General features: G+C 66.6%; 17 protein-coding genes. 8 read left to right on the top strand and 9 right to left on the bottom strand.

Translation table 11 applies throughout. The features are described from left to right. Nucleotides 1-170: 170 nt before the first annotated feature. Complete coding sequence (locus DES43_RS06585) at nt 171-1,046, top strand: glycosyltransferase family 2 protein (protein ID WP_035024811.1); 876 nt, start codon at nt 171-173, stop codon at nt 1,044-1,046. A gap of 16 nt (nt 1,047-1,062) precedes the next feature. Continuing rightward, the gene (locus DES43_RS06590) at nt 1,063-2,451 is read left to right on the top strand and encodes a polysaccharide biosynthesis/export family protein (protein ID WP_051520450.1); all 1,389 of its coding nucleotides are present in this window, start codon (nt 1,063-1,065) and stop codon (nt 2,449-2,451) included. Between the two features lie 9 nt (nt 2,452-2,460). Here DES43_RS06590 and DES43_RS06595 read toward each other — a convergent pair whose 3' ends face one another. After that, nucleotides 2,461-3,894 carry a hypothetical protein gene (locus tag DES43_RS06595; RefSeq protein WP_063608053.1) on the bottom strand — a complete coding sequence of 478 codons (1,434 nt, stop codon included), beginning with the start codon at nt 3,892-3,894 and terminating at the stop codon, nt 2,461-2,463. Nucleotides 3,895-4,036: 142 nt separating this feature from the next. Between DES43_RS06595 and DES43_RS22665 the strand changes: the two genes are divergently transcribed. After that, the gene (locus DES43_RS22665; protein ID WP_036993307.1) at nt 4,037-4,417 is read left to right on the top strand and encodes a hypothetical protein; all 381 of its coding nucleotides are present in this window, start codon (nt 4,037-4,039) and stop codon (nt 4,415-4,417) included. Here the strand turns inward: DES43_RS22665 and DES43_RS06605 are convergent. Then, nucleotides 4,371-5,051 (bottom strand): sugar transferase, encoded by a 681-nt coding sequence (locus DES43_RS06605; RefSeq protein WP_084496435.1) that lies wholly within the window; start codon nt 5,049-5,051, stop codon nt 4,371-4,373. The two genes, DES43_RS22665 and DES43_RS06605, sit on opposite strands and share 47 nt — an antisense overlap. Nucleotides 5,052-5,343: 292 nt before the next feature. After that, complete coding sequence (locus DES43_RS06610) at nt 5,344-6,378, bottom strand: glycosyltransferase family 4 protein (protein WP_166647711.1); 1,035 nt, start codon at nt 6,376-6,378, stop codon at nt 5,344-5,346. Nucleotides 6,379-6,601: 223 nt separating this feature from the next. Here DES43_RS06610 and DES43_RS06615 point away from each other — a divergent pair, with 223 nt between their 5' ends. Further along, nucleotides 6,602-7,792 (top strand): glycosyltransferase, encoded by a 1,191-nt coding sequence (locus DES43_RS06615; protein ID WP_035024814.1) that lies wholly within the window; start codon nt 6,602-6,604, stop codon nt 7,790-7,792. On the opposite strand, the gene DES43_RS06620 is transcribed toward DES43_RS06615, so the two are convergent. From DES43_RS06620 to DES43_RS06640, 5 genes are all read right to left on the bottom strand, one after another. Then, entirely contained in the window at nt 7,765-8,970 is a 1,206-nt protein-coding gene (locus DES43_RS06620) for a glycosyltransferase family 4 protein (RefSeq protein WP_133674867.1), read from the bottom strand. The genes DES43_RS06615 and DES43_RS06620 overlap by 28 nt on opposite strands. Further along, nucleotides 8,967-10,844 (bottom strand): GumC family protein, encoded by a 1,878-nt coding sequence (locus DES43_RS06625; RefSeq protein WP_035024817.1) that lies wholly within the window; start codon nt 10,842-10,844, stop codon nt 8,967-8,969. The genes DES43_RS06620 and DES43_RS06625 overlap by 4 nt, the downstream gene beginning before the upstream one ends. A 90-nt stretch (nt 10,845-10,934) precedes the next feature. Then, the gene (locus DES43_RS06630) at nt 10,935-13,277 is read right to left on the bottom strand and encodes an AGE family epimerase/isomerase (protein WP_035024819.1); all 2,343 of its coding nucleotides are present in this window, start codon (nt 13,275-13,277) and stop codon (nt 10,935-10,937) included. 337 nt (nt 13,278-13,614) lie between these two features. Beyond that, on the bottom strand, nt 13,615-14,469 hold the full coding sequence (locus tag DES43_RS06635; RefSeq protein WP_035024821.1) for an endonuclease/exonuclease/phosphatase family protein: 855 nt from the start codon (nt 14,467-14,469) through the stop codon (nt 13,615-13,617). Between the two features lie 223 nt (nt 14,470-14,692). Continuing rightward, nucleotides 14,693-16,150 (bottom strand): phospholipase D-like domain-containing protein, encoded by a 1,458-nt coding sequence (locus DES43_RS06640; RefSeq protein ID WP_035024823.1) that lies wholly within the window; start codon nt 16,148-16,150, stop codon nt 14,693-14,695. A 257-nt stretch (nt 16,151-16,407) separates the two neighbouring features. Here DES43_RS06640 and DES43_RS06645 point away from each other — a divergent pair, with 257 nt between their 5' ends. Next, nucleotides 16,408-17,460: a linear amide C-N hydrolase gene (locus DES43_RS06645; protein ID WP_035024826.1), complete on the top strand. Its 1,053-nt coding sequence runs from the start codon at nt 16,408-16,410 to the stop codon at nt 17,458-17,460. Nucleotides 17,461-17,670: 210 nt separating this feature from the next. Then, nucleotides 17,671-18,264, top strand: coding sequence for a TetR/AcrR family transcriptional regulator (locus tag DES43_RS06650; protein ID WP_051520452.1), 594 nt, complete (start codon nt 17,671-17,673; stop codon nt 18,262-18,264). Between the two features lie 69 nt (nt 18,265-18,333). Here the strand turns inward: DES43_RS06650 and DES43_RS06655 are convergent, their stop codons facing one another. Beyond that, nucleotides 18,334-20,106, bottom strand: coding sequence for an ABC transporter ATP-binding protein (locus tag DES43_RS06655; protein WP_051520472.1), 1,773 nt, complete (start codon nt 20,104-20,106; stop codon nt 18,334-18,336). A 292-nt stretch (nt 20,107-20,398) separates the two neighbouring features. Here DES43_RS06655 and DES43_RS06660 point away from each other — a divergent pair, with 292 nt between their 5' ends. Together DES43_RS06660 and osmF are read left to right on the top strand one after the other, a co-directional pair. Then, complete coding sequence (locus tag DES43_RS06660; protein WP_035024829.1) at nt 20,399-22,672, top strand: heavy metal translocating P-type ATPase; 2,274 nt, start codon at nt 20,399-20,401, stop codon at nt 22,670-22,672. Nucleotides 22,673-22,794: 122 nt separating this feature from the next. Beyond that, complete coding sequence (osmF, locus tag DES43_RS06665; RefSeq protein ID WP_035024831.1) at nt 22,795-23,706, top strand: glycine betaine ABC transporter substrate-binding protein OsmF; 912 nt, start codon at nt 22,795-22,797, stop codon at nt 23,704-23,706. Nucleotides 23,707-23,722: the final 16 nt, after the last annotated feature.

The following is a 23,722-nucleotide window of genomic DNA, read 5'->3' on the forward strand; positions in this document are numbered from 1 at the left end:
TGAAGGGTGAAGAACGGCGATGCCGGCACAGCCCAAAGGCGTAAAGCCGCTACCTCCATGGAGCTATGAACGCCGCAACCGACACCTTATTAGCAGGCTGTTTCCCGCGCCCGCGACAACTAGGATCGTTGCCGGCGACAGTGTGCCTCGGGGCAAGGGGGAAGCGTATAATGGCACTTTCACATGCGGTGATCATCCCGACCTATGGACGCCGGGAAGTTCTGGCCCGCCTGCTCCAGTGGCTTGGAAAGCAGAGCAGATTGCCGGACGAGGTCATCATCTCGACGACGGACGAGACGCAGGTTCCCGATGTCGGGACGCGCTTTCCCGTCCGCACGGTGTTCGGCGTCAAATGCATTGCGGCGCAGCGCAATCGCGGTCTTGAGATGGCGCTCGGGCGCTTCGATTTCATCACCTATCTCGACGACGACCTGATCCCCGCGACGGACTATCTGGAACGCGCCGGCCGCGCGCTGGCGCAGAACCCGGACTGGGCGGTGGTGATGGGCAATATCATATGGGATGGCGCGACGACCGGGGAAATCCCGTGGGCGGACGGGGTGGAGGCGCTGCGCACGGCCGAAGCCCGCGGAAAGGCAGACAGCCGCGCGTTCGATCAGGTGGGCGCGCAAGGCGGCAACATGACGATCCGCACAGCGATGATCGGCGACCTGCGCTTCGACGAGCGGCTGGCGCTCTACAGCTGGCAGGAGGATATCGACTTCACCACCCAGCTTGGTCGGCGCGGCAGGGTGGTCTGCCTGCCGGCCATCCGCAGCGTTCACATGGCGGTCAGAGGCGGGCGCGTCAGCGGCATGCGCTTCGGCTATTCGCAGGTCGCCAACCCCGTCTACCTGCTGCGCAAGGGCACGATGCCCGCCGGCTTCGCGCTGAAGCTGATGGCGCGCAACATCGCCGCCAACACCGTGCGCAGCATCCGCCCCGAAACCCACATAGACCGGCGCGGGCGCCTGCGCGGCAACCTCATGGCCCTCGGCCATCTGCTGAAGGGGCGCGTCGATCCGGAATACATCCTCGAAATCTAGCGACGGAACAGGAACCATGCTGCGCTTCACCCCGATCATCTCATCGCGTCCCGGCACCTTCCTGTCGATCTGCGTGGCCTCGGCCACGCTTGTGCTTGGCGCTGGACCCACCCATGGCGAAGACTACCGGCTGGGTGCGCAGGACAAGATCCGCGTCAAGGTCTACGAATGGCGCGCCTCGCGCGACACCGTGTTCGAATGGACCGCGCTCAACGACGTGTTCATCGTCAGCGCCTCAGGCTCGCTCTCGCTGCCGCTGGCCGGCGAAGTCGATGCGGCCGGGCGCACCACCGCGGAGCTTGCCGGCATCATCGGCGACAGCCTCGTGCGCAACATGGGGCTTGGCCGCAAGCCCGACACCGCCGTCGAAGTGGTGCAGTACCGCCCCTTCTACATTCTGGGGCAGGTCACCCAGTCCGGCGAATTCGCCTATCGTCCCGGCCTGACCGTGATGCAGGCGCTGGGCATCGCCGGCGGCATCAAGGTGCGCGAGGAGCGCATGGACCGCTACGAGCGCGAGATCATCCAGGGGCAGGGCGAAGCGAAGCTGATCGGGCTCAGCAAGATCAACCTGCTGGCGCGCAAGGCGCGGCTGGAGGCGGAACTGGCGCAGGCCATCGCTATCGACTTCCCGCCGCAACTTGCCGCACTTCGCGACGACAGCGAGGTCGCCCTGCTGATGAGGCAGGAGGAATCCATCTTCAAGGCGCGCAAGGAAGGTCTTGAGACGCAGGTGCGGGCCCTGAGCAACCTGCGCGACTTCCTCGAAAAGGAAGTGACCTCGCTCGGGGCGCAGCTGGTGTTCCTCGACAAGCAGATCGAGCTTGTCCAGAAGGAACTGGGCAGCGTGTCTTCGCTGGTGCAGCGCGGGCTTGCCGCCGCCCCCCGGGAGCTTTCCCTCGAACGCGCGCTGGCGCAGATACAGAGCGAGCGGCTTGCCGCCGAAACCAGCCTGCTGCGCAGCCGGCAGGAAATCAGCCGGACCGAAATCCAGATCATCGAATTGCAGGATTCGCGGCGCAACGAGATCACCGGCGCGCTGCGCGACACGCAGGTGGAACTCGACGCGCTCGACCGCAAGGCCGAGACCACCGCGCGGCTGATCTTCGAATCGGAACTGGCCGCGCCGCGCCTGATGGCCCGCCGCGCCAGCATGGAGCAGGCCGAGCCGCTCTATACGATCTACAGGCCGGCTGCCGACGGAACCGTATCCGAAATCGAGGCGACCATGGCGACCCCGGTGCTGCCGGGCGATACGGTGAAGGTCGAGATCCCGATGCCGCCGGAGTACCTGAAGGCGATCGGCAGCGCGACGGATGGCGGGCCGGGAACCTCGGCCATCGGCCCCACCTCGCTGGAGGTGGGTTCCGCCGACATTGCCGGCGGCAGTTCCACGGCTCGATAAAAAAGACCGTTACCCCGACGCCGGAAGCAGCGGGCCGGGCTGGCCGAACGCCTGCCCGTGCGGCGGCGGGCTCACCCATATGCGCGCGCAGCAGGCCATCACCACCGCCAGCGGCACAAAGAACCCCATGCCCGGATCGGCAAGGCCGCCGGCGAGCGATGCCGCCAGCAGCGAGGCCAGCGCGCCTGCCCGCGCGCTCGCCATGATCGCATCCGCCTCGGCGTCGACAGCGCGCCGCGCCCGGCCGGGCAGCCACAGCAGCGCCGCCAGCAGCATGGCGATCAGCGTCGCGCCGACCACGCCGAGCTGCGACAGCACCGCGATCGGCCAGCTCGACGCGCGCGAGCTTCCGAGGCCGATGCCGAGCCCGCTGGTGTCGAAGAAAGCCTGCATGCTCTTGTAGTTCCAGTAGGCGCGCTCCTGCCCGGAAGCGGAGGCCATCTTGTGGGTGACCATCTGGTCGATGAGCCGCAGCAGCGGCTCGAAGAACTGCGCGCTCCAGAGGCTGACGGCCATCACCGCGAGGCAAAGGAAGGCCATCACCGCCACCAGAAGGACGTCCTGCCGGGTGGGCCTGGCCGAGGCCAGCGAGCGGGCGAGCGACAGCGCCACGGGAATGCCGATCAATGCAAGCCCGACATAGGCCGTCGTCGAGGTGGACAACAGGAGCAGCAGGAACAGCGCCGCTGCAATCGCTGCCGCGAAACGTGAGTTCGTCCTGCGCCAGTAGGTGTAGCTGAAGGCCAGCCCGGCCAGCGACACCGCGCCGAAGGTGGACGCCTCCGAATAGGAGCCGGCGATGCGCCAGAAGCCGCCCTCCCTGGTGAGCGTGAGCATCGCATAGCTGGCGGTGCGGATCGGGGCCAGCACGTCCCCCGCCCCCGCCATCTTGCCGGCGAGGTCCAGCACGCCCATGGCCGTGTGCAGCCCGAACCAGAGGAAGAACCCCCGCTTGACGTCGACAAGCGCTTCCCGGCGGCGCAGCAGCAGGCAAAGGGCGACGAAGACGAGAACCCCGAGCGTGAAATAGGCGGTCTGGGTGACATTCGCGGAGGACGGCCCGAGCGCCGTCTCATAGACGCCGCGGCTGGTGCGCGATGCGATGAAGACGCTGGTCTGCCCCGCAAACAGCCTCGGAAACAGGATCGCTCCGATCAGCGCATGGAACATCAGCACCACGATCACCGGGGCGGCGCCGATACGGCTGAAAACCGCCGCCAGTTCACGCCAGATGCCCTTGCGCGCCACGGCCGTCACCAGAAGCAGCACGGCAAAGACCGTGTAGATCTGCGGCGAAGACCCGCCGAGCGCGGAGAGCGTTCCGATGGCCGTGGCTCCGAAGGCAAGCGAAGCCATGAAGGCCACGACCATCGACCACCCCATGAGACGCACGAAAACGACGATGCACGCGCACACGACGATCCCGGCGACCGAGGGCTGCATGGCCTTTCAGCCCCCGCAGGCCGCGATGCGACCGTATCCGGCGCGCCCTGTGGCGTTAAAACCCACTTCACAGATGGCGGCGAGTCTGGTTGTTTCTGCAAGAGGCGGGTCACGATGCAAATGCAACACGAAGGAGAGCTGTGTGACCCTGGCACTCATCGCGGTCGGCGCGGCTGGGATTTTCATCGGCGCACGTTTCCTCGCGCCTGCAATCCTCGTCTTCACGCTCATCGTGGTCATGGTGTCGATCCTGACCGGCGTCTTCCTCGGTTCGTCGCTCAAGCTCATCTTCCTCAGAACCCTTTACCTGATCCTGACCTTGCAGGGGTGCTACCTGATCGGCCTCGGCCTCACGGTGCTCACCCATCGCAGGACGGACAATCGCAGCACGGACACCGGGGGCAGGACCGACATCGACACCGCTTCCGACAGCGATCCGGATCGGCCCGGCCGGCCATCGGCACGGCAGGCCGGCCTCAGGAAGCCCGGTCGAACTTCATCACCGCGCCGGCCGTCCGGATGAGGATCAGAAAGTCGGTGCGCATCGACCAGTTGCGCACATATTGCGCATCGAGCAGCACGCGTCCGGCATAGTCGACCGAATCGCGCCCGGTGACCTGCCACAGGCCGGTGAGGCCGGGCCTGGTGCGCAGGTAGTCCTTCGCGACGGGGCCGTAGCGGCGCAATTCCTCGGCAACGATCGGCCGGGGACCGACGCAGCTCATGTCGCCGCGCAGGATGTTGAAGAGCTGCGGCAGTTCGTCGAGGCTGGACTTGCGCAGCAGGCTGCCCGGTACCGTGAGGCGCGGATCGCGCTTCAGCTTGCGGGACCTGCGCCATTCCTCGGCGGCCTGCGGATCGGCGGCCAGATGCGCATGAAGGCGCTCCTCGGCGTCCCTGACCATGGTGCGGAACTTGTAGCAGCGAAACGTGCTGCCGTTGAAGCCGATCCGCTGGTGGGAGAAGATGACGGGCCCTCTGGAGGTCAGCCTGATGAGCAGGGCGACCACCAGCATCAGCGGCAGCGCCGCGATCAGCGCCGTGGCGGCGACCGCAATGTCGAGCGCCCGCTTCGGCCTGCCGCCCAGCGGATGCGACCAGACGTGGACGAAGCCGCTCGATGCGGCCGCCGGTATGGAAACCGCCGCATCCTGCATCTCAGCCGGCTTTTGCCGCTGGAAACCTGAAGCCGGAATGCGCCTGCGGTCCAGAAATGACCGCCCCCGTCCCGGAAGCGCGCTGCTTCCGGCATAAGATCTTTCCCTGATCGACATGCCAAAAACGCCCCTTGCCGCCCGTTTGTGCCCGCTTGTTCTTGTCCATGCAGGATGTCGAAGAGGGCGGCCCACCCGCAAGCGGCTCAATAGTGGTAGCGATGCGGAGGGGTGGAGCAGGGATTACGACAAAATGCTGGCCTGGCTGTCCGGCCGGTTGTGTTGGCAGCCCCTGCTAACCTCCTTTGGCGACCCGGCTCACCTCGCGCCACAGCGCATCGGCCGTCCTTTCCCATGTGTAGCGCGCGGCCATCGCCTGCCCCCGCGCCACCATGCCGGCGCGCAAGCGCGGCTCGCGCCCGAAGCGCTCGATGGCCCCGGCCCACGCTTCCGGCGAATCCGCATCGGCATAGACGACATCGTCGCCCAGCACTTCCGGCATGCTGCCCAGCGCGCAGGTGATGACGGGCGCGCCCGAATTGAGCGCCTCGAGCTGGGTCATCGCGAACCCCTCGGTCCGCGCCGGCTGCACGAAAACCAGCGCATGCTGGTAGAGCGCACGCAAATCCGCGTCGCTGACGTCGGAGACGACGACGAGCCTGTCGCCGACCTCCTGCACGGCACCGACAGCCTTGCGCAGATCGGCCCTTGCAATCACCGCCAGCCTGATCGGGCTTTTTCCCATGCGGGCGAAGGCGCGATAGATCACCTCGACATTCTTGTAGGCAAAGGCGCTGCCCAGCATCAGCACATAGCCGTGCGGCCGCAGGCCGAACCGCGCAAGCACGGAATTGTCGGGCGAGACCCGCAGGATATGGTCCGCGCCATTGTGGATGACGGCGATCTTCGAAGCCGGCGCGATCCCGAAGCGCTGGAGCATGCGGCTCGAAAACTCCGAAACGGTGACGACCCGGCGCGACATGCGCCCGGCAAGCCGCATCAGCGGGCGATGGGTGCGCAGTTCGCCGGGCGGATAGGACTGCGGATAGAGGAACATCTGCGCGTCGTGCAGATAGGTGAGCGCGCGCGGATGCCAGAGCGGGGCGACATTGGCGAAGTTCACCAGCGTTCCCTTCCATGCCATCAGGCCGAGGTCGACCGGCTCCCAGAACTTGCCGCCGATAAGGTCCCGGCGGCGGATCGGGATCGCCTTCAGCGGCAGCGAGCGCACGGCATTGCCCGGACACAGCACCTCGATCGAAAAGCCGGAAAAACGTTCGTCGCCGGCCGCTATCGCCCTGTCCCATGCGGCCAGAACCTCCTCGGCCACGCGTGAGGTTCCGGTGATGGGCCCGCGCAGGAAACGACCGTTGATAAAAATTCTTGCCCGCTGGCCACCCTCGCCCATTTCATTGCCCCGGCTGTTGCGCCATCCATATCGGGATCATCCGGAAACGGTAGGCCATTGCCTCACGATCCGTTTGACTCGTCAATGATTTCGGATTGAGATTCCGCCGACACTGCCCGGAAAACCGAAGCCGCGGGAGGCACGAGTGGAGAAGCGGAATCTCGCTATCTTCTTCTTCGCAGGCTGTTTCAGCACCATGACCGACGGCTGCCATGTGCGCGCCTGCCAGGACCTTGAAATGCTGCTTGCCCTTGGCTGGCGCGTGGCCGTCTATTCCTATCGCAACCATAGCCAATGGCCGTGGAACGCGAAGGGCATCGACACCTTCCGTGCCCGTTTTCCCGGCGTCGACCTCGTGCTCGACGAGTGGAACTGGAAGCTGGCCTTCGTCCAGAAGCTCAAGGGCGTGATCGCCTATTTCGGCAGCTGGCCGGGCAACCGCGCCCTGCGCACCTGGCTGCCACGGCTGACGCCGGAATTCGACAGGTTGCAGCGCGACCCCGACCTGAAGCTGGCGCTGGTCAGCTATCCATGGGGCATTTCCCATCTCAACGGCACGCCCGGCCCGCGCATGATCGTCGACACGCACGACCTGTCGGCGCTGGAGGCGATGGCCGGGGCGCCGGCGGGGCGGCTGAACGCGCGCTCGATGCTGACGCTCAGGCGCGAGCTCTTCTATCTCGGCCAGGCCGACGAAATCTGGTCGATCTCCTATGGCGAAGGCCAGTTCCTGCGCTCCATGCTGGCGCGCGAGCGCGTGCGCATCGTGCCGCCCTCGCTGCGAAGCTGGACCATGAAGGCGGCAGCGAATGCGCAGCCCGTCTACGATCTCGTCTTCGTCGGCTCCAACAACCGCTGGAACGGGGACGCGATCAGCGGCTTCCTCACCGCATACGAGAAATGGAACCTGCCGCTGAAGATCGCCATTGCCGGCAGCGTGTGCCGCGACCGGCGGCTGACGCCGGGAAACGGGGTGCAACTTCTGGGCTTCGTCGATGATCTTGCCTCCCTCTATGCAAAAGCCCGCGCCGCGATCTGCCCCGTCGAGGGCACCGGCACCAAGATCAAGCTGATCGAGGCGCTTTCGGCCGGCCGTCCGGTCTTTGCTGCGCCCGGCGCGCTCACCGGCCTGCTGCCCGGCTACGAAGGCTGCGTGCTGCCGCTCGACCGCGAAAGCATCGCCACCCTGCTCGGCAACCCCGATGCGCTGCGCGCCGCGCAGGAAGCGGCGGCGCGCTACGCCGGGGCCTACAGCTTCGAGCGCGTGGTCGCCGAAACGAGCGAGGGTCTGGCCGGCGCGCCGATGGATCATTTCATCGTTTCACGGAATCGATGAAATGACCTGTCTGTTTGTTTCCGCGCAGTTCCGGACGCAAAACCGCTTCCCACTTTTGCCGGAACCGCTCCAGCGGCGAGCGGCAGCCCGTCCATACCGGCCATCAACTCCAGATAACGCTTCGCCGTGTCGTCCCAGCTGAATTTTTCGGCCTGCCCCCGGCCGCGCGCGATCATGGCGTGCCTCAGCGCCGAATCCTCGGCCAGTTGCATGAAGCGCTCGAACCAGATGTCGGCACGGTCGGGCGGCGCGTAGAGCACCGCATCGCCGCCGATCTCGGGAAGGCTGGCGCGATCCGACGCCACCACCGGGCAGCCCCGGACCATGGCTTCCAGCATGGGAAGGCCAAAGCCTTCGACCAGCGAGGGAAAGGCGAGGCACAGGCAATCCTCAAGCAAGGCGGCAAGCTCGTCGTCGCCGATCCGGCCGAGCCAGCCAATGTTGGCGGCTTCCCGCTCCTGCGCCTTGCCGAAGACGCGGCCATCCGAAAGCCCGACCACGGCGACCCGCAGCCCGGCCTGTGCAAGGCGCTCGCCCATGCCCAGGATAAGGTCGATGTTCTTGTGAGGAGCGCGGCTGCCCAGGAGCACGACGGTGCCGGGACCCGCCGCAAGCTGCGTGCGGATCGAATGGCGCGACGCCCAGCGCAGGGCGTGCTCGTGACCGTCCGGCGCTATCGTGATCTTCTGCGCCCTGCACAGGCCGTAGCGCACAAGTTGCCCGGCCGAGCATGCGGACACCGTCGTGACGTGCCGAACCCTTGCGGCAAGTGCCGGGACCAGCGTGCGATAGAGCAGGCGGAACGGCAGCGCATAGCTTTGCGGACAGGCGCGCGTGTTGAGGTCGTGGATGCACAGGATCTGCCTGCCCGTCGCCAGAGGCCCGGTGTTGCACAGGCTGACGAGGCCGCCCCTGACCTTCGCCGGAAGCACGGCCTGCTCCCAGCCATGGCCGCCGAAGCTGCCGATGACGCGGGTGCGGATCGCGCCAAGCGCAAGCTCGTCCTTGCGGTCCGGCGGCACCAGCAGCTCGACGCTCAGGTTGCGCGCCAGCGGATCGCCGGCCGCGATGCGGGCATCGAGCGCGCGCACCACCTCGCGCGCATAGCGCTGCACACCGGTGACGGGCTGCGCCAGGAACCGGCCGTTGATCGCCCAATGGCGCGCGCCCGTGCTCATGCCGGCCGGAGCGGCGGGTTGCCGCCGCGCCGGCGACGCAGGCGCAATCCGGGAAGACGCCGCGCATGCGCCAGCAGGACGCCCATTATCGGCGCGTTGGCGATACGCAGGGTGCGGGCAAGGTCGGCGAGCGTGTCCAGCGGCGCGCGGCCGCGCTCGGCCACCACCATGACGCCATCGAGAAGCGGGCAGACAAGCAACGCGTCGGCCCCGTGCTCATAGGCAGGCAGATCGACGACGATCACCGTGTAGCGGTCCAGCGTGTCGAGCAGCGCCTGCATGTTGGGCCGCAGGGCAAGGCTGTGCGCCCCGCGCTCCCCGTTCGGCAGGAAGTCGAAGCCCGCGAGAGCAGCGGTCTGGATGGCGGCCACCGCCGGGTGGCCGGTCTCGCTTCCCTTGCCGGCGGGGGAAAGGGGGCCGGCGGGGGAAAGCTGGCCGGCGGGGGAAAGCTGGCCGGCGGGGGAAAGCTGGCCGGCGGGGGAAAGCTGGTCCTGCAAGGCCCGCGTCAGGGCCGCTTGCGTATCCAGATCGATCAGCAGGGTCGGCACACCGGATGCGGCGTAAAGCGCTGCAAGATTGCCGGCGACCGCGCTTTTCACCCGGCCCGGCAGGGCGGAGGTGACGCCGATGCAAAGCTGCGTCCTGCCGGTATCGGCCAGGCTTATGACGGCCCGCGCGCCCCTCAGGCCGGTGCTGAAGGGGGAGTGCGGATGGCGGATCACCTCGTCGCAGAGGCCCGCCGCCTTGCGGAAGCCGCGATGCGGCAGCTCGCCCATGCACACCAGCCCCAGCTCCTCGCCGATCTGGCGTGGCGTGCGCAGGGTCCGGTCGAGACTGTGGCGCACGAAGGCAGCCCCGACACCGAGCATCAGCCCGGCGAAGGCGCCGAAGATCAGGGTCAGCCGCTTGCGCGGATGGCTCTGCACCGTCGGCTGCACCGCAGGCGTGATGACACGCGAATTGGCGATGAGGAAGGGCTGCTGGTTCACGGCGCTGGTGTAGGCGGCCAGAAGGCTCTCATACATCTTGCGATAGGTCTCGGCCGTAACCTCGAGCTGTTCCAGCGTGGGGGCGTCGGTGCGGCTGTCCGTGCCGGCCGCCTCGTCCGGCCGGTCGACGCGGTAGTCGTAGGTGGCGCGGAATTCCTGCGCGATCTGTGTCGCCTTGTTCATCTGGGCGCCGGCCTCGTCGATGCGCTTTTCCAGCCATGCCACGCCCTCGCGGGCAGAGGCGGCGCGGTTTTCCATCTGCTCGCGCACGAAGGCGTCCGCCGTGGCGTTGGCGATGCGCGCGGCCAGCGTCGGGTCCCGCGACCTGAAATGGATGTCGATGGCATAGGAGACGCCGACGCGCTGGACATCGAGATTGGCGGCGAAGATCTCGGCCGCCCTCTGCTGCGGGGTCAGCCCGTCATCGACGTCTTCGGCGCGTGGCGCAACATAGGGCGTGCCGGTCGCCAGCGCCCGCAGCTTCTCCAGCCTCTGCCCGAGGCGCGAGCCGCCCGGACCCGTGAAGACCGGGTTGTGCGCGAGGTCGAGCCGGTCGATCACCATCATGGCGATCTTCTGCGAGCGCAGCAGCGCAAGCTGGCTTTCGATCTGGGCCGTGTCGAGGGAGAGATGCACCTCCACCATCTGCTGCTGCATGAACTGCGGCAGCTTGGGCTCGATCAGGATCTGGGTGCGGGCGGTGAAAATGCGGTCGGAGGTGGCGAGGTAGAGGCTGGCTCCCGCGACGCCGACCAGCGCGCACATCAGGATCGAGACGATGTACCTGCGGAAAAAGGATAGGATGTCCGACAGGTCGACGAAATCGGCCGAACCGCCGCCGCGCCATTCGGTTCTGGCTGCCGCCGCCCATTGCCGTTCCAGCATGGCCTAGCCCCCTGCCTGCTCCTGCCCCTGCGCCTCAAGACTAGCGCCGCGTCCCGTGTGCGAAAACACGGCCAATCGAGGTAGGCGCCATCAGGCGATCTCGCGCAGAGCCGGGCGCGCCGTCTCTTGCGCCTGCCCCTTGTCCGCGACCGGCAGCGGATGGACGAGCGCGCCTTCGGTCTTGTCGAGATACTGCATCAGCGCCGTCACCAGATGGTAGAAGATGCTGGCCGGCACCTCGCTGGCCACGGCCCTGCCGCGCTCGTCTATGCGGTCGATCCAGAAGCCGGTCGGCGCCGGATCGATGTGCCAGCGGAACAGGCGCGCGACGCGGGCCTCGATCTCCGGCTTCAGGTCCGGCCCGTCGGCGCGGTCGAGCGCGATGGCCGCCTTGATCGCTTCGGTCTGCGGCCAGCTTCGCGAGATCAGGTCGAGCGGCAGCCCGTCGCGCGACACGGCGCCATAGGCCAGCCCGGTGGCGCGGTTCAGCCCGTTGGCCACGGCCGAGGCATAGAGCTTGCGTGCATAGCGGATGAGGTCGGACTGCTTGCTGCGGGCCGCGAAATCGACCAGCAGCGAGGCCCATTCGAAGTGATGGCCGGGCTCGGTCCACAGGCCCTGCCCGCCCTGCGCCGGCTTCCACTCATTGTCGAAATATTCGCCGAGCGTCCAGCTTTCGGGGTCGAAGAAATGCGTCCTGAACAGGTCGACGATGCGCGCGGCACGGCGCAGATAGCCGCGCTCGCCGGTGACCTCATGCCAGGCGAGGAACGCTTCCAGCATGTGCATATGCGGGTTGGAGCGGCGCAGATCGGTGCCGTCGCAGGTTTCGAGGAAGCCGGTCAGCCGCTCGTCCTCCAGCCAGGTTTCGACGAAGGCCATGGCCTCCCCGCCGCGCGCCAGCGCATCCCTGTTGCCGGCGCGGTGGGCCCAGGCGAAGGCCAGCAGCACGCAGGCATGGTCGTAGGCGTCCTCGCAAGGGTCTGCGATGGAGCCGTCGACATTGAGCGTGCGCGCCCAGCCGCCGCGTTGCGTGCGCCCCTTTTCCATGAAGGCGATGCCATGCGCGATCAGCTCGTCCGCCGGCCCATCCCAGCCGCGCAGCCTTGCGACGGAATAGGCATAGACCTGACGCGCCATGGTGCGCATGCGCTTGGGCTTGCCGAGCGGCGTGCCGTCGAAGGCGACGGCCTCGTGGAAGCCGCCATGGCGCTCGTCCACGCCGGCCGTCGACCAGCGCGGCAGCGTCTCCTCGAACAGCCAGTGGGCGACGCGCTGGCGCCATGCGCCGGGCAGCACGACGCGGTCATGGGCGGGGGTGAACTTCACCTCCAGCCGGCCCCATTTCTCAAGCTGCTCCACGACATGCCTGACATTCTGGCTCTCGGCGACGGGGGCGACGAAGGTGGCGTCGTCGGTCGCCACCACGGCGACGTCCCTCAGCCCGACAGCCGACAGGAGCCTGCCGCTGCTGCGCAGATAGGAACGCTCGCAGTCGATGGCGACGACATCGCCGGTCACCACATTGCCGCGCTCGTCGGTGGGGCTCGCCTCCAGCAGCGACTGCCACGATCCCAGATCGCTCCAGCGGAAACCCGCCGGCACCATGGCGATGTTGCACAGATGCTCCATGATGGCATAGTCGACCGAGATGGAAGGGATCGAGGCATAAGCCTCCAGCGGCAGCCAGATGCCCGACAGGTCGCGCACGGCGATGTCGAGCGCGCGTTCCGCATGCAGCCAGATATCGCGGTGATGGCGAAGGAAGGCGGCGCGGATGACGCTCGCCCTGAACAGGAAGATGCCGGTGTTCCAGAAGAAATCCGAGGTCGCCACGTAGCGTGCGGCCGTTTCGGCGTCCGGCTTCTCGACAAAACGGACCACGCGGCGCACGCCGGGACAATCGACGCCGTTTCCCGCGCGATCCTGCGCGGCAAAAGCCTCGCCCGCCTCGATATAGCCGTAGCCGGTTTCCGGGCGCATCGGCTTCATGCCGAACACCACCACCTGCCCGGCCTGAGCTGCGGGAACGCCGGCTTCGACGCTTTCCCAGAAATCCCGGTCGGTTGAAATGACGTGGTCCGACGGAACGATGAGCACCATGCCGTCGCCATGGCTGGCGATGGTGTGCAGGGCCGCGATTGCCACCGCCGCGGCGGTGTTGCGTCCGACAGGCTCGAAGACGGGGCCGCCGCCGCTGAAATCCAGCCCGGCAAGGTCGGTGCGGATCCGCTCCGCATTGCGCTCGGCGGCGATGACGTGGATGGGCGTATGGCCGGTCTCACGCGCCTTCAGCCGCCGCACCGTCTTCACCAGCATGGAACCGTCGCCCGACAGATCGTGGAATTGCTTGGGATTGTCTTCCCGCGAAAGAGGCCACAGACGCGACCCCACCCCGCCGCTCATCACAAAACACGAAATGCGTTCGGCCATGACCAGCTCCCCATGATCCACCTTGTTCGACAGAATCTTCGCCCCGCCCGGCCCACGCCCCGCATGAGGGGATGCGAACCGGTTCAGGGCCGGACCATAGGCGAAGTCGCAAAGGGTGCCGGTTAACCTGGGTTAGCGATTGCCAGAAGGTGTTAAAGCGCGCCGCGATCCTTCAGATTCGCTCCTTGCGCTTTAAGCTCTTGTTTTTACGCATGTCGCTGCCCCGAAACCGGTTCCCGCTTTCGGACGACATGCTCCGGCCTACCGCCGGAAGGCTTATCGCGCAGCATAGCAAGGGGAATTGACGATGCCTGACAGGTGCGGATTCAGGTCCGGCTCAGGCGGCGCGGCGTTCGCCCCGCCCCTGCGCGTCCGTGTCGCCATCGGCGCCGGCCAGCCTGACGAATGCCTTGATCGGCAGGTGATCGGAAGCGACCCGCGCCAGGGGCGTGTCGTGCACCGTGACCGGGGAGACGATGTCCGAGCGGTTGGCGATGATGCGGTCGAGCGCCAGCAGGGGCAGCCGCGACGGGAAGCTCGGCACCGCCTGCGGCAGCGGCCCGAACGCCTCCTCGAACAGGGCGAGCGCCGAGCGGTCGTTGAGGCGCCATTCGTTGAGATCGCCCATAAGCAGCGTCGGCGTGTCGGCGCTGTCGCTCATGATGTCGAGGATGGCGCGCGCCTGCAATGCGCGCGAATGGCGCAGAAGGCCGAAATGGGCGGCCACGATCCTGATGCTGCCGCCGGCTTCCAGGTCGATCTCGGTCATGATGGCGCCGCGCGGCTCCAGCCCCGGCAGCCTGAACTGGTGGACGTCACGCACCATGCCGCGCCTGAACAGCACGACATTTCCGTGCCAGCCATGCGCCCTGGCCTTGCCGAAGACCGGCACAAGCGTAAGCTCCGCCTCGCGTTCGAGACGCGCCAGATCGAGAAGCCCTTCCCTGTTGCCGAAGCGCTTGTCGGCCTCCTGAAGGGCGATGACATCGGCGCCGATCTCATGGATGACGCGGCCCGTGCGCTCGGGATCGAAGCGGCCGTCCGTGCCGATGCATTTGTGCACATTGTAGGAAGCCACGACCACGCCGGGCTCGCCGCCGCGTTCCACGGCCGGCACACGGCCCGGATGGTCGCGGCGCATGCGAAGCCGCTCCAGGATGCTGGCCGGAAGCCCATTGCCGAACTTTTGCATTGTTCCTTGCCGTCTCCCTGCTGCTGGCGCAGACCGGTTGGAGAATTTCCGCTTTTCTGCCAATCGCGGAAACGCTCCAACCTCTTGTTTTACGCAATTCCGAACGCAAACCGCTTCGCACTTTTGCCGGAATCGCTCTGGCGATGCGAGTCGGAGCTTTCCCCTAAAATTAGGAAAGCACGAATCGCGATGCAACGCCCGATGTGCATGAAACTGTTTTCCGTCAAAGATAGGGCGAACCGAGCCACAGGAGACGATCCACCAGACGCACCGGAAACGGCCGCGCCCGCAACTCGGTCATCGTAACCGGCGTCGCCCTGTCGATGACCGCGGCGATGCGCGCATCGATATTCCCGGCAAATCCGGCATCCAGCACCTCCAGATCGATCTCGAAGTTCAGCCGCAGCGAGCGCGGGTCGAGATTCGAGGAACCGACGAAGGCCCATGTGCCATCGATGGCCAGCAGCTTGGAATGGTCGAACGCACCCTGCGCCCGCCAGACGCGGCAATAGCTGCGCAGCACCTGGTCGAACTGGGCGGTCATGGCCCTGTCGACCAGCACGAGATTGTTAGCGGCCGGCACCACGATGTCGATGTCGACCCCCCTGCGGGCCGCCGTGGTCAGCGCGCTGATCAGTTCCCGGTCGGGCAGGAAATAGGGCGACATGATGCGGATGGAGCGGCTGGCGACGGAAAACGCGCCCATCAGCATCTTGTGGTTGGTTTCGAGGCTGGCGTCGGGACCGGACGGCAGCGCGCGCATGAAGACCGGACTTCCGGGTTCGACCGCCACCTCCTCGACACGCCATGCCTCGCCATCGAGCCTCTCGTCGGTGGCGAAGTTCCAGTCCTCGGCGGCAATGGCGAAAATATCGGCCACCACCGGCCCCCGGATGCGGAAGTGCGTGTCGCGCGCGCTGGCCCCGCCGGCAAACTCGGTGGTAAAGCCCTGCCTGATGTTCATGCCGCCAGCGAAGGCGACCGCTCCGTCCACGACGAGAATCTTGCGGTGCGTGCGCAGATTGGCATAGGGCAGGCGCAATCCGACGATGATCCTGCCGTTGAACACTTTGGCATCGACACCGCCCTCACGCAGATAGCCGACGATGCTGGGCACCGAATAACGGGCACCCACCGCGTCGATAAGCACACGCACGGCGACCCCGCGCCTGACGGCCGCGATCAGCGCATCGGCAAAACGCAGGCCGACAGGGTCGCGGTCGAAGATATAGGTTTCGAGGACGATGCTGCGGTGCGCGCCCCCGATGGCCCCGACCATCGCCGCATATGCCTCGTCGCCGCTTCCCAGCATGTCGATGGTGTTGCCGGCAACCATGCGGTGATGGGTGAGCTTGTCGCCGACCTTCCCCAGCGCGGCGAACCGGGCGCCGAAACGCTCCGTCACCAGTTCCTCGCTCACATCGGCTCCCGGATGCGACGCCTTCTCGTGGCCGGCCGCGGAGCGTTCCGCCGCAATGCTGTCGCGCCGCATGCGGTTGACGCCGGCGACCGCATAGATCAGCGCGCCGACAAAGGGTGAAAGGATGATGACGCCGACCCAGCCGATGGCCGAACGCACCTCGTCCTTGGTCATGGCCGCGTGGATGCCGGCCACCGCCGCGACCACCACCGAAAGGGCAGCAAGCAAATGCGGCCAGTAAGCCAGCAGGATATCCCACATGAACGCTCGACTCCGACAATCATGCCTTGCAAGCAAAACTAGATCATGTATCGCCAAAGTGGAAATCGCTGTACGCTGAAAGTCCACAAACGGGAAAGCGCGGCGCAGAAAAAGGAGGTTTCACCGTTCGTCCAGAGTTCTTGCGCCAGATCAATGACGCAAAGCCCGTCCAGCGCCACACAGGTCTCCCCTGCAATGCCGGACGGTTCCATCCCACATTGCCCTGTCTGCCAGGGTTCCCTTCAGGAGAAACGAACATGAAGCTCAGGCTCATCGCCAGCACGATTCTCGCGGCTTCGCTGCTTGCCGCGAATATCGCGGAAGCATGCACGCGGGTGGTCTATCACGGCCCCGAAGGGCGCAACCTCACGGCCCGCTCCATGGACTGGAAGGACGAGATGATCTCCAACCTGTGGGCATTTCCACAGGGAATGAAGCGCAACGGGGCGGCAGGCCCGCGATCGGTCGAATGGACCTCGCGCTATGGCAGCGTGATCGTGTCGGGCTACGACATCTCGACAACGGACGGCATCAATGAAAAGGGCCTCGTGGCAAACGTGCTGTGGCTTGTGAACGCGCAGTATCCCGAGGATGACGGGCAGACGCCGCGCATCTCGCTCTCGGTCTGGGCGCAATATTTCCTCGACCAGTTCGCCACCGTTGCCGAGGCGGTCGAGCATGCGCGCACCACACCGCTCTATCCGGCCACCGGCGAAGTGCCCGGCCGTCCCGGCAAGCTCACCACGCTGCACCTGTCGCTGTCCGACGCGACGGGCGACAGCGCGATCTTCGAATGGATCGACGGCAAGCTGGATATCCACCACAGCCGCGACTACCAGGTGATGACCAACGAGCCCCGCTTCGAGGACCAGCTCGCCATCACCCGCTACTGGGGCAAGGTTCCCGGAAACGTGTTCATGCCCGGCACCAGCCGCGCGGAAGACCGCTTCGCGCGCGCCTCCTTCCTCATCAACGCGATTCCGAAGACAGACGACATGCGCGAGGCGGCCGCCGCCGTGTTCAGCGTCATCCGCAACGCCTCGGCGCCATGGGGCATCTCGATCGACGACCAGCCCAACCTGTCGACCACGCGCTGGCGCACCGTGGCCGACCACAAGGACATGCTCTACTATTTCGAGTCCGTGTATTCGCCGAACGTGTTCTGGGTGGATGTGAAGAAGATCGACTTCGCCGAGGGCAGCGGCGTGCGCAAGCTCGATCTCGGCCCCGACCAGCGCCACATTTTCAGCGGCGAGGTTTCCGGAAAGTTCGAGGCCGCCGAACCCTTTACCTTCGAGCCCGCCGAGTAACAGGCGGCGGATCATCCTCCCGGTTCCCATGCGGGCGCCGGGGGGAAGGCGACACGCATTGGAACCGGGTGGGCGATCAGCCGGGAAGAGCGCCCGACAGGACGGCGGCGACGAGAGCGATCACCACCGCCGGCACGCGCCGGCACGCATTGCCGGCGCCGGTCAGCGCATAGGTCAGCGCGCCGATGAAGATCACGCTCAGACCATCTGATGCCGGCGGCAGCCGTGCCGTTCATCGAAAATTGCGTGTATGCCACCACCGTCGATGACATCGTGGCGAAAGCCGGCGTCGCGAAGGGCACCTTCTACCACTACTTCGCCACCAAGGCGGACGTGCTGCTGGCGCTGCGGGCGCGCTTTTCGCAGGATTTCACCGCACGCGCCGCCATCGCCATAGAGGCCGCCCCGCAGGGCGATCATCACGCGCGCTTCCTTGCGTGGCTAAGGGCTGCGGTTGCGACCTATGTCGCCAATTTTCCCCTGCACGACCTCGTTTTCCACGATTTCACCCATGACCGCCGCCGCTCACAGGACAAGGACAAGGACATGGTGATCGACCAGCTCAGCCAGTTGTTGTCCGCGGCCAGCAGGCAGGCGCGTGGGACCTGCCGGATGCGCGGGCTGCCGCTCTCATATTGTTCGATGGAATGCATGGCGTGGTGGACGACGCCATCGCGGCCGGACGCCTCGACCCCGAGCCGCTGTGCAGCACGCTCGAACAGATGCTGGGCAGAATGCCGGTTCGCTGGCGGGACCGGCGTCAGGGCGCGGCGCGATCCTTCAGGTTCGCTCCTTGCGCCTTAAGCGCCTGTTCTTACGCAACTCCGAACGCAAACCGCTTCGCACGTTTGCTGGAATTGCTCCAGCGGCGGCTCATCGTGCCGCCGCCTGCACGGCATGCAGCGTGCGATAGCGCCCGTCGGGGCGGGCGAGCAGTTCGGCATGGCTGCCCTCTTCCACGATGCGGCCTTCCTCGACCACCAGAATGCGGTCGGCATTGGCGATGGTCGCCAGCCGGTGGGCGATGACCAGCGTGGTGCGGCCTTCCGACAGATCGGCCAGCGATTGCTGGATCGCCCGCTCGGTTTCGGTGTCGAGCGCGGAGGTCGCCTCGTCGAGGATGAGGATCGGCGGATTCTTCAGGAAGATGCGTGCGATCGCCAGCCGCTGCTTCTGGCCGCCCGACAGCTTCACGCCGCGCTCTCCGATCACCGTATCGAGTCCGGCCGGCAGCGAGGCGATGACCTGATCGAGCCGGGCGCGCCGCGCCGCCTCCGCGATCTCGGCTTCCGTGGCGTCGAGCCTTCCATAGGCGATGTTCTCGCGGATGGTGCCGGCAAACAGGAAGACGTCCTGCTGGACGATGCCGATATGCGAGCGCAGCGATTTCAGCGTCATGTCGCGTATGTCGATGCCGTCGATCAGGATCGAGCCGGCCTCCACCTCGTAAAAGCGCGGCAGCAGCGAGCAGATCGTGGTCTTGCCCGCCCCGGACGAGCCGACGAAGGCCACCGTCTCACCGGCATTGACCTTCAGGTTGAGGTCCCCGAACACCGGCCTGTCCGAACCGTAGCCGAAGCGGACATGACGGTATTCGATGTCGCCTTTCAGCCCGCTCGCCTCGATGGCGGCGGGACGGTCGGCGATGTCGGGCCGCGTGTCGAGGAAGCGCAGGTAGTGCTGGAAGCCGGCAATACCCTTGGGATACATCTCGATGATCGTGTTGATCATCTGGAGCGGCTGGAAGAACACGTTCACCAGCAGAAGGAAGCCGACGAAGCCGCCGGGCGTCAGCTCGCCATGCACCACGAAGTACGAGCCGGCCAGCATCACCACCACCTGCACGAAACGCATGGAGAGGTAGGAGAGCGACATGGAGGCCGCCATCACCTTGTAGGCTTCCAGCTTGGTGGCCAGATAGTTGCGGTTGTTCTCCGCGAACAGCTTGCGCTCGTGGTCCTCGTTGGCGAACGCCTGCACCACGCGGATGCCGCCGACATTTTCCTCGATGCGGGCGTTGAACTCGGCGACGCGCCCGTAGATCGCGCGCCAGGTGCGCGTCATGCGGCCACCATAGTACATGGTGATCAGCGCCGACAGCGGCAGGATGATCGCCGTGACGAGCGCCAGCGGAACGTGCACCCACAGCATCAGAAGGAACGCGCCGATCAGCGTCATGACGGCAATGAACACGTCCTCCGGACCGTGATGGGCCACCTCGCCGATCTCTTCCAGATCCTTGGTCAGACGCGCCACAAGATGGCCGGTCTTGATGTTGTCGAAGAAGCCGAACGACAGCTTCTGGAGATGGTCGAACGCCTTGCGGCGCATCTCGGTCTCGATGCGGATGCCCAGCATGTGCCCCCAGTAGGTGACGATGACATGCAGGCCGGCGCTCAGCGCATAGACGAGCAGCAGGCCGAGCGCCGCCAGCGCGATCACGCCGAGATTGCCGGTCGGCAGCAGCCGGTCGATGAACACGGTGACCGCCATGGGGAAGGCCAGCTCCAGCAGGCCGGCGGCGACCGCGCTGCCGAAATCCAGCGCGAACAGCTTGCGATGCGGCCGGTAATAGGCGGCGAAGCGCTTCATCAGGTCGCGCTTGCCGAGCGGCTGGTCAGCAGTCCGCAGTGCCGTGTCGGTCATTGCCGCATCCTTCCTCGCGCTGGCGTCGATTGAATGGGTTTCGCCCGACCACATCCTCCCTGCCGGGAGATGAAGGACGGCGGCGCCTGTCGGTTTTTCCTCTGCCAGCCCGGCCTGTGCGCATATGCGACGGCCGGGAGGTCCGGCAGCCGCAGCTTCCGGGTCGAGGCGGCGCACTATCGTGCGCCTGCCGGATTTCTTCAAGACACCCTGAAAAAATTTGCAAAATACCCCTTGAACCTCCAGTCGCTAGAGAAACTACATTGGCCGGACTGGAAGAAGGAACTGCATCATGACCCGGCCCGGAACATCGCGCGCGAGCAATGCGGAGGCACTCGTTTTCCGTGTCGAAGGCATGGACTGCGCCAGTTGCGCAGGCACCATCACCGCTGCGCTCGGCCATCTGCCCGGCGTTTCGGACGTAAATGTGTCGGTGACGCGGGAGCGCCTGGCGCTGTCGCTGGATGCCGTGCAGACGCCGGTCGCTTCCATCGAGAAGGCCGTGCGCAGCCTCGGTTTCGTGCCGACCCTGCTGGATGGAAAGTCCGGCCCCTTGCAGCCGTCCGCCGAAACCCGCGACCATGAGCACGATCACGCGCACAGCCACGATCACGGCGCGGACTGCGGGCACGACCATGCCCACGCGCCAGCGGAGGTCGCGGCCTCCCCCGCCCCGTCGGCATCCCCTGCGGCGCGCAGCGAAAAGCCGTGGTGGCAGAGCGTGAAGTCGCGCCATGCGGCCATCGGCGTGGTGCTGGTGGCGCTGTCCTTCGCGGCGGAGTTCTTCTGGCCGCAAAGCAGCCGCTACGTGTTTTCGGCGGCGACGCTGGTCCTCGTCGCCCCGATCGCGAAGCGTGCCTTCGCGGCCGCCCGCATGGGCGCCCCCTTCACCATCCAGATGCTGATGAGCATCGCCTCCATCGGCGCGCTGATCATCGGGGCGGTCGAGGAGGCGGCTGTCGTGGTGCTGCTGTTCCTGATCGGAGAGGTGCTTGAGGGACTTGCGGCGGCACGCGCCCGCTCGGGCATCAAGGCGCTGGGCTCGCTCATCCCGCGCACCGCCATGGTGGAGGACGGCAACAGCCTGCGTGAAGTGCCGACCGACCGGCTCGCCATCGGCCAGACAGTGGTGTGCCGGCCCGGCGACCGCATTCCGGCCGACGGCGTGGTGCTGGCCGGCATGTCGAGCGTGGACGAATCGCCGATGACCGGCGAGAGCGTGCCGGTGGCCAAGCAGGAAGGCAGCGCGGTCTATGCCGGCTCCATCAACCATGACGGCTCGCTGCGCATCAAGGTGGAGCGCGCGCCGTCCGACAACACCATCGCCCGCATCATCGCGCTGGTCGAGGACGCACAGGAAGCCAGGGCCCCGACAGAGCGCTTCATCGACCGCTTCTCGCGCGTCTACATGCCGGCCATCGTGGCGCTGTCGGCGCTGGTCGCCATCGTGCCGCCGCTGGCCGGATTTGGCGCATGGGACGAATGGATCTATCGCGGACTTGCCCTGCTGCTGATCGGCTGCCCCTGCGCGCTGGTCATCTCCGTTCCGGCAGCCATCGCCTCCGGCCTTTCCGCCGGCGCGCGCCACGGCATGCTGATCAAGGGCGGGTCCGTGGTCGAAACGCTGGCCGGGACCAAAACCATCGCCTTCGACAAGACCGGCACGCTGACGCTTGGCAGGCCAAAGGTGACCGACGTGGTCGCGGCGGATGGCGACGCGGCGCGGCTGATCGCCGTCGCGGCGGCGATAGAGCGCGAATCCAGCCACCCGCTGGCCACGGCCATCGTCGACCATGCGAAAGAGACCGGGGCGTCCTTCATCGCCGGCGAGGACATCCGCGCCATTGCCGGCCGGGGCATGGAAGGCCGCGCCGGCGGGCAGGCCATCTTCATCGGTGCGCCACGCTTTGCCGGAGAAGCGGGCCGCGTGCCGCCCGAACTGGCCGGAGCCGCCACCGCGCTGGAAAGCGACGGCAAGACCGTGGCCGTCGTCGTCGCCGATGGCGTGGCGGCCGGCCTTGTCGCCATGCGCGACGAGCCGCGCCCGGACGCCGCCGCGGGCATCGCCGAACTGGCCCGGCTCGGCATCGACAGCGTGATGCTGACCGGCGACAACGCCCGCACCGGCAATGCGATCGGCAAAAAGCTCGGCATGCAGGTGCGGGCCGAACTGCTGCCGCACAACAAGGTGGAGGAGATCCGCAAGCTCGCCACCGACGGCACGGTGGTAATGGTGGGCGACGGCATCAACGACGCCCCTGCCCTTGCCGCAGCCAGCGTCGGCGTCGCCATCGGTTCGGGCACCGACGTGGCCATGGAAACGGCCGACGCCGCCCTGATGGGCAGCCGCATCCGCGACGTCGCCGGCATGATCCGCCTGTCGCGCGCCACCATGCGCAACATCCACCAGAACGTCGCCATCGCGCTCGGCCTCAAGGCGGTGTTCCTCGTCACCACCGTCACCGGCCTGTCGGGTCTGTGGATGGCGGTGCTGGCCGATACGGGCGCGACCGTGCTGGTGACGATGAACGCCATGCGCCTGCTGGCCTTCCGGCCCGGCAGGTGAGGCAGGCGAATTGTCAGGAGACAGGAGCGGCGGCGCGATTTTCATGAAACCCTCGCAGGGTTAACGCGTTACAGATCCTCGACCGGTGAAAGCCACCCGTCCAGAAGAGGGGTTTCCTTGCGATGTTTCCGATCAGAACCTTAGCCGTGGCCGCATTGTCGCTCGGCCTTTCCGCAGCATCCGCGAGCGCGCAGGTCGTCGTGTCGTCCAAGATCGACACGGAAGGCGGCGTGCTCGGCAACATCATCCAGCTCGTGCTGAACGCCAGCGGCATCCAGACCAGCGACCGCATCCAGCTCGGCGGCACGCCGGTGGTGCGCCAGGCCATCCTCGCCGGCGAGATCGACATCTATCCCGAATATACGGGCAATGCCGCCTTCTTCTTCGAGAAGGCCGACGAGCCGGTGTGGAAGGACGCCGCGCAAGCCTATGAAGAAGCGAAGAAGCTGGATTACGACGCCAACAGGATCGTGTGGCTGAGCCCCTCGCCCGCCAACAACACATGGGCCATCGCGCTGCGCAAGGACGTGGCCGAGGCCAACAACCTCGCCACGCTGACGGACTTCGGCAAATATGTCTCGGGCGGCGGGCAGGTGGTGCTGGCGGCGTCGTCCGAATTCGTCAATTCGGCCGCGGCATTGCCGGCGTTCCAGACCACCTATGGGTTCACGCTGAAGCCGGAGCAACTCATCACGCTCTCGGGCGGCGACACCGCCGCCACCATCGCCGCCGCCGCCAACCAGACCAACGGGGCCAATGCCGCCATGGTCTACGGCACGGATGGCGGAATCGCGCCTTCCGGCCTGGTCGTGCTCGACGACGACAAGCATGTGCAGCCGGTCTACCAGCCGGCACCCGTCATCCGCGAGGCGGTGCTGAAGCAGAACCCGCAGATCGCGGAACTGCTGAAGCCGGTGTTCGAGAAGCTCGACCTCACCACGCTTCAGGACCTCAACGGCCGCGTGCAGGTCGGCGGCGAGCCGGTGAAGGCGGTGGCCGAGGACTTCCTGAAGCAGAACGGCTTCCTGCAATAAAGCGCAGGACGGGGCG

Origin of the sequence: Aquamicrobium defluvii (assembly GCF_004363725.1) — a bacterium.
GTDB lineage: Bacteria > Pseudomonadota > Alphaproteobacteria > Rhizobiales > Rhizobiaceae > Mesorhizobium > Mesorhizobium defluvii.

Bases quoted from the DNA above. Each gene is read 5' to 3' on its own strand.
- DES43_RS06620 (WP_133674867.1), bottom strand. From the start codon at position 8,970: ATGAGCACGGGCGCGCGCCATTGGGCGATCAACGGCCGGTTCCTGGCG.
- DES43_RS06640 (WP_035024823.1), bottom strand. From the start codon at position 16,150: ATGTGGGATATCCTGCTGGCTTACTGGCCGCATTTGCTTGCTGCCCTT.
- DES43_RS06645 (WP_035024826.1), top strand. From the start codon at position 16,408: ATGAAGCTCAGGCTCATCGCCAGCACGATTCTCGCGGCTTCGCTGCTT.
- DES43_RS06595 (WP_063608053.1), bottom strand. From the start codon at position 3,894: ATGCAGCCCTCGGTCGCCGGGATCGTCGTGTGCGCGTGCATCGTCGTT.
- DES43_RS06655 (WP_051520472.1), bottom strand. From the start codon at position 20,106: ATGACCGACACGGCACTGCGGACTGCTGACCAGCCGCTCGGCAAGCGC.
- DES43_RS06585 (WP_035024811.1), top strand. From the start codon at position 171: ATGGCACTTTCACATGCGGTGATCATCCCGACCTATGGACGCCGGGAA.
- DES43_RS06590 (WP_051520450.1), top strand. From the start codon at position 1,063: ATGCTGCGCTTCACCCCGATCATCTCATCGCGTCCCGGCACCTTCCTG.
- DES43_RS06625 (WP_035024817.1), bottom strand. From the start codon at position 10,844: ATGCTGGAACGGCAATGGGCGGCGGCAGCCAGAACCGAATGGCGCGGC.
- DES43_RS06635 (WP_035024821.1), bottom strand. From the start codon at position 14,469: ATGCAAAAGTTCGGCAATGGGCTTCCGGCCAGCATCCTGGAGCGGCTT.
- DES43_RS06630 (WP_035024819.1), bottom strand. From the start codon at position 13,277: ATGGCCGAACGCATTTCGTGTTTTGTGATGAGCGGCGGGGTGGGGTCG.
- DES43_RS06605 (WP_084496435.1), bottom strand. From the start codon at position 5,051: ATGCAGGATGCGGCGGTTTCCATACCGGCGGCCGCATCGAGCGGCTTC.
- DES43_RS06660 (WP_035024829.1), top strand. From the start codon at position 20,399: ATGACCCGGCCCGGAACATCGCGCGCGAGCAATGCGGAGGCACTCGTT.
- osmF (WP_035024831.1), top strand. From the start codon at position 22,795: ATGTTTCCGATCAGAACCTTAGCCGTGGCCGCATTGTCGCTCGGCCTT.
- DES43_RS06650 (WP_051520452.1), top strand. From the start codon at position 17,671: ATGCCGGCGGCAGCCGTGCCGTTCATCGAAAATTGCGTGTATGCCACC.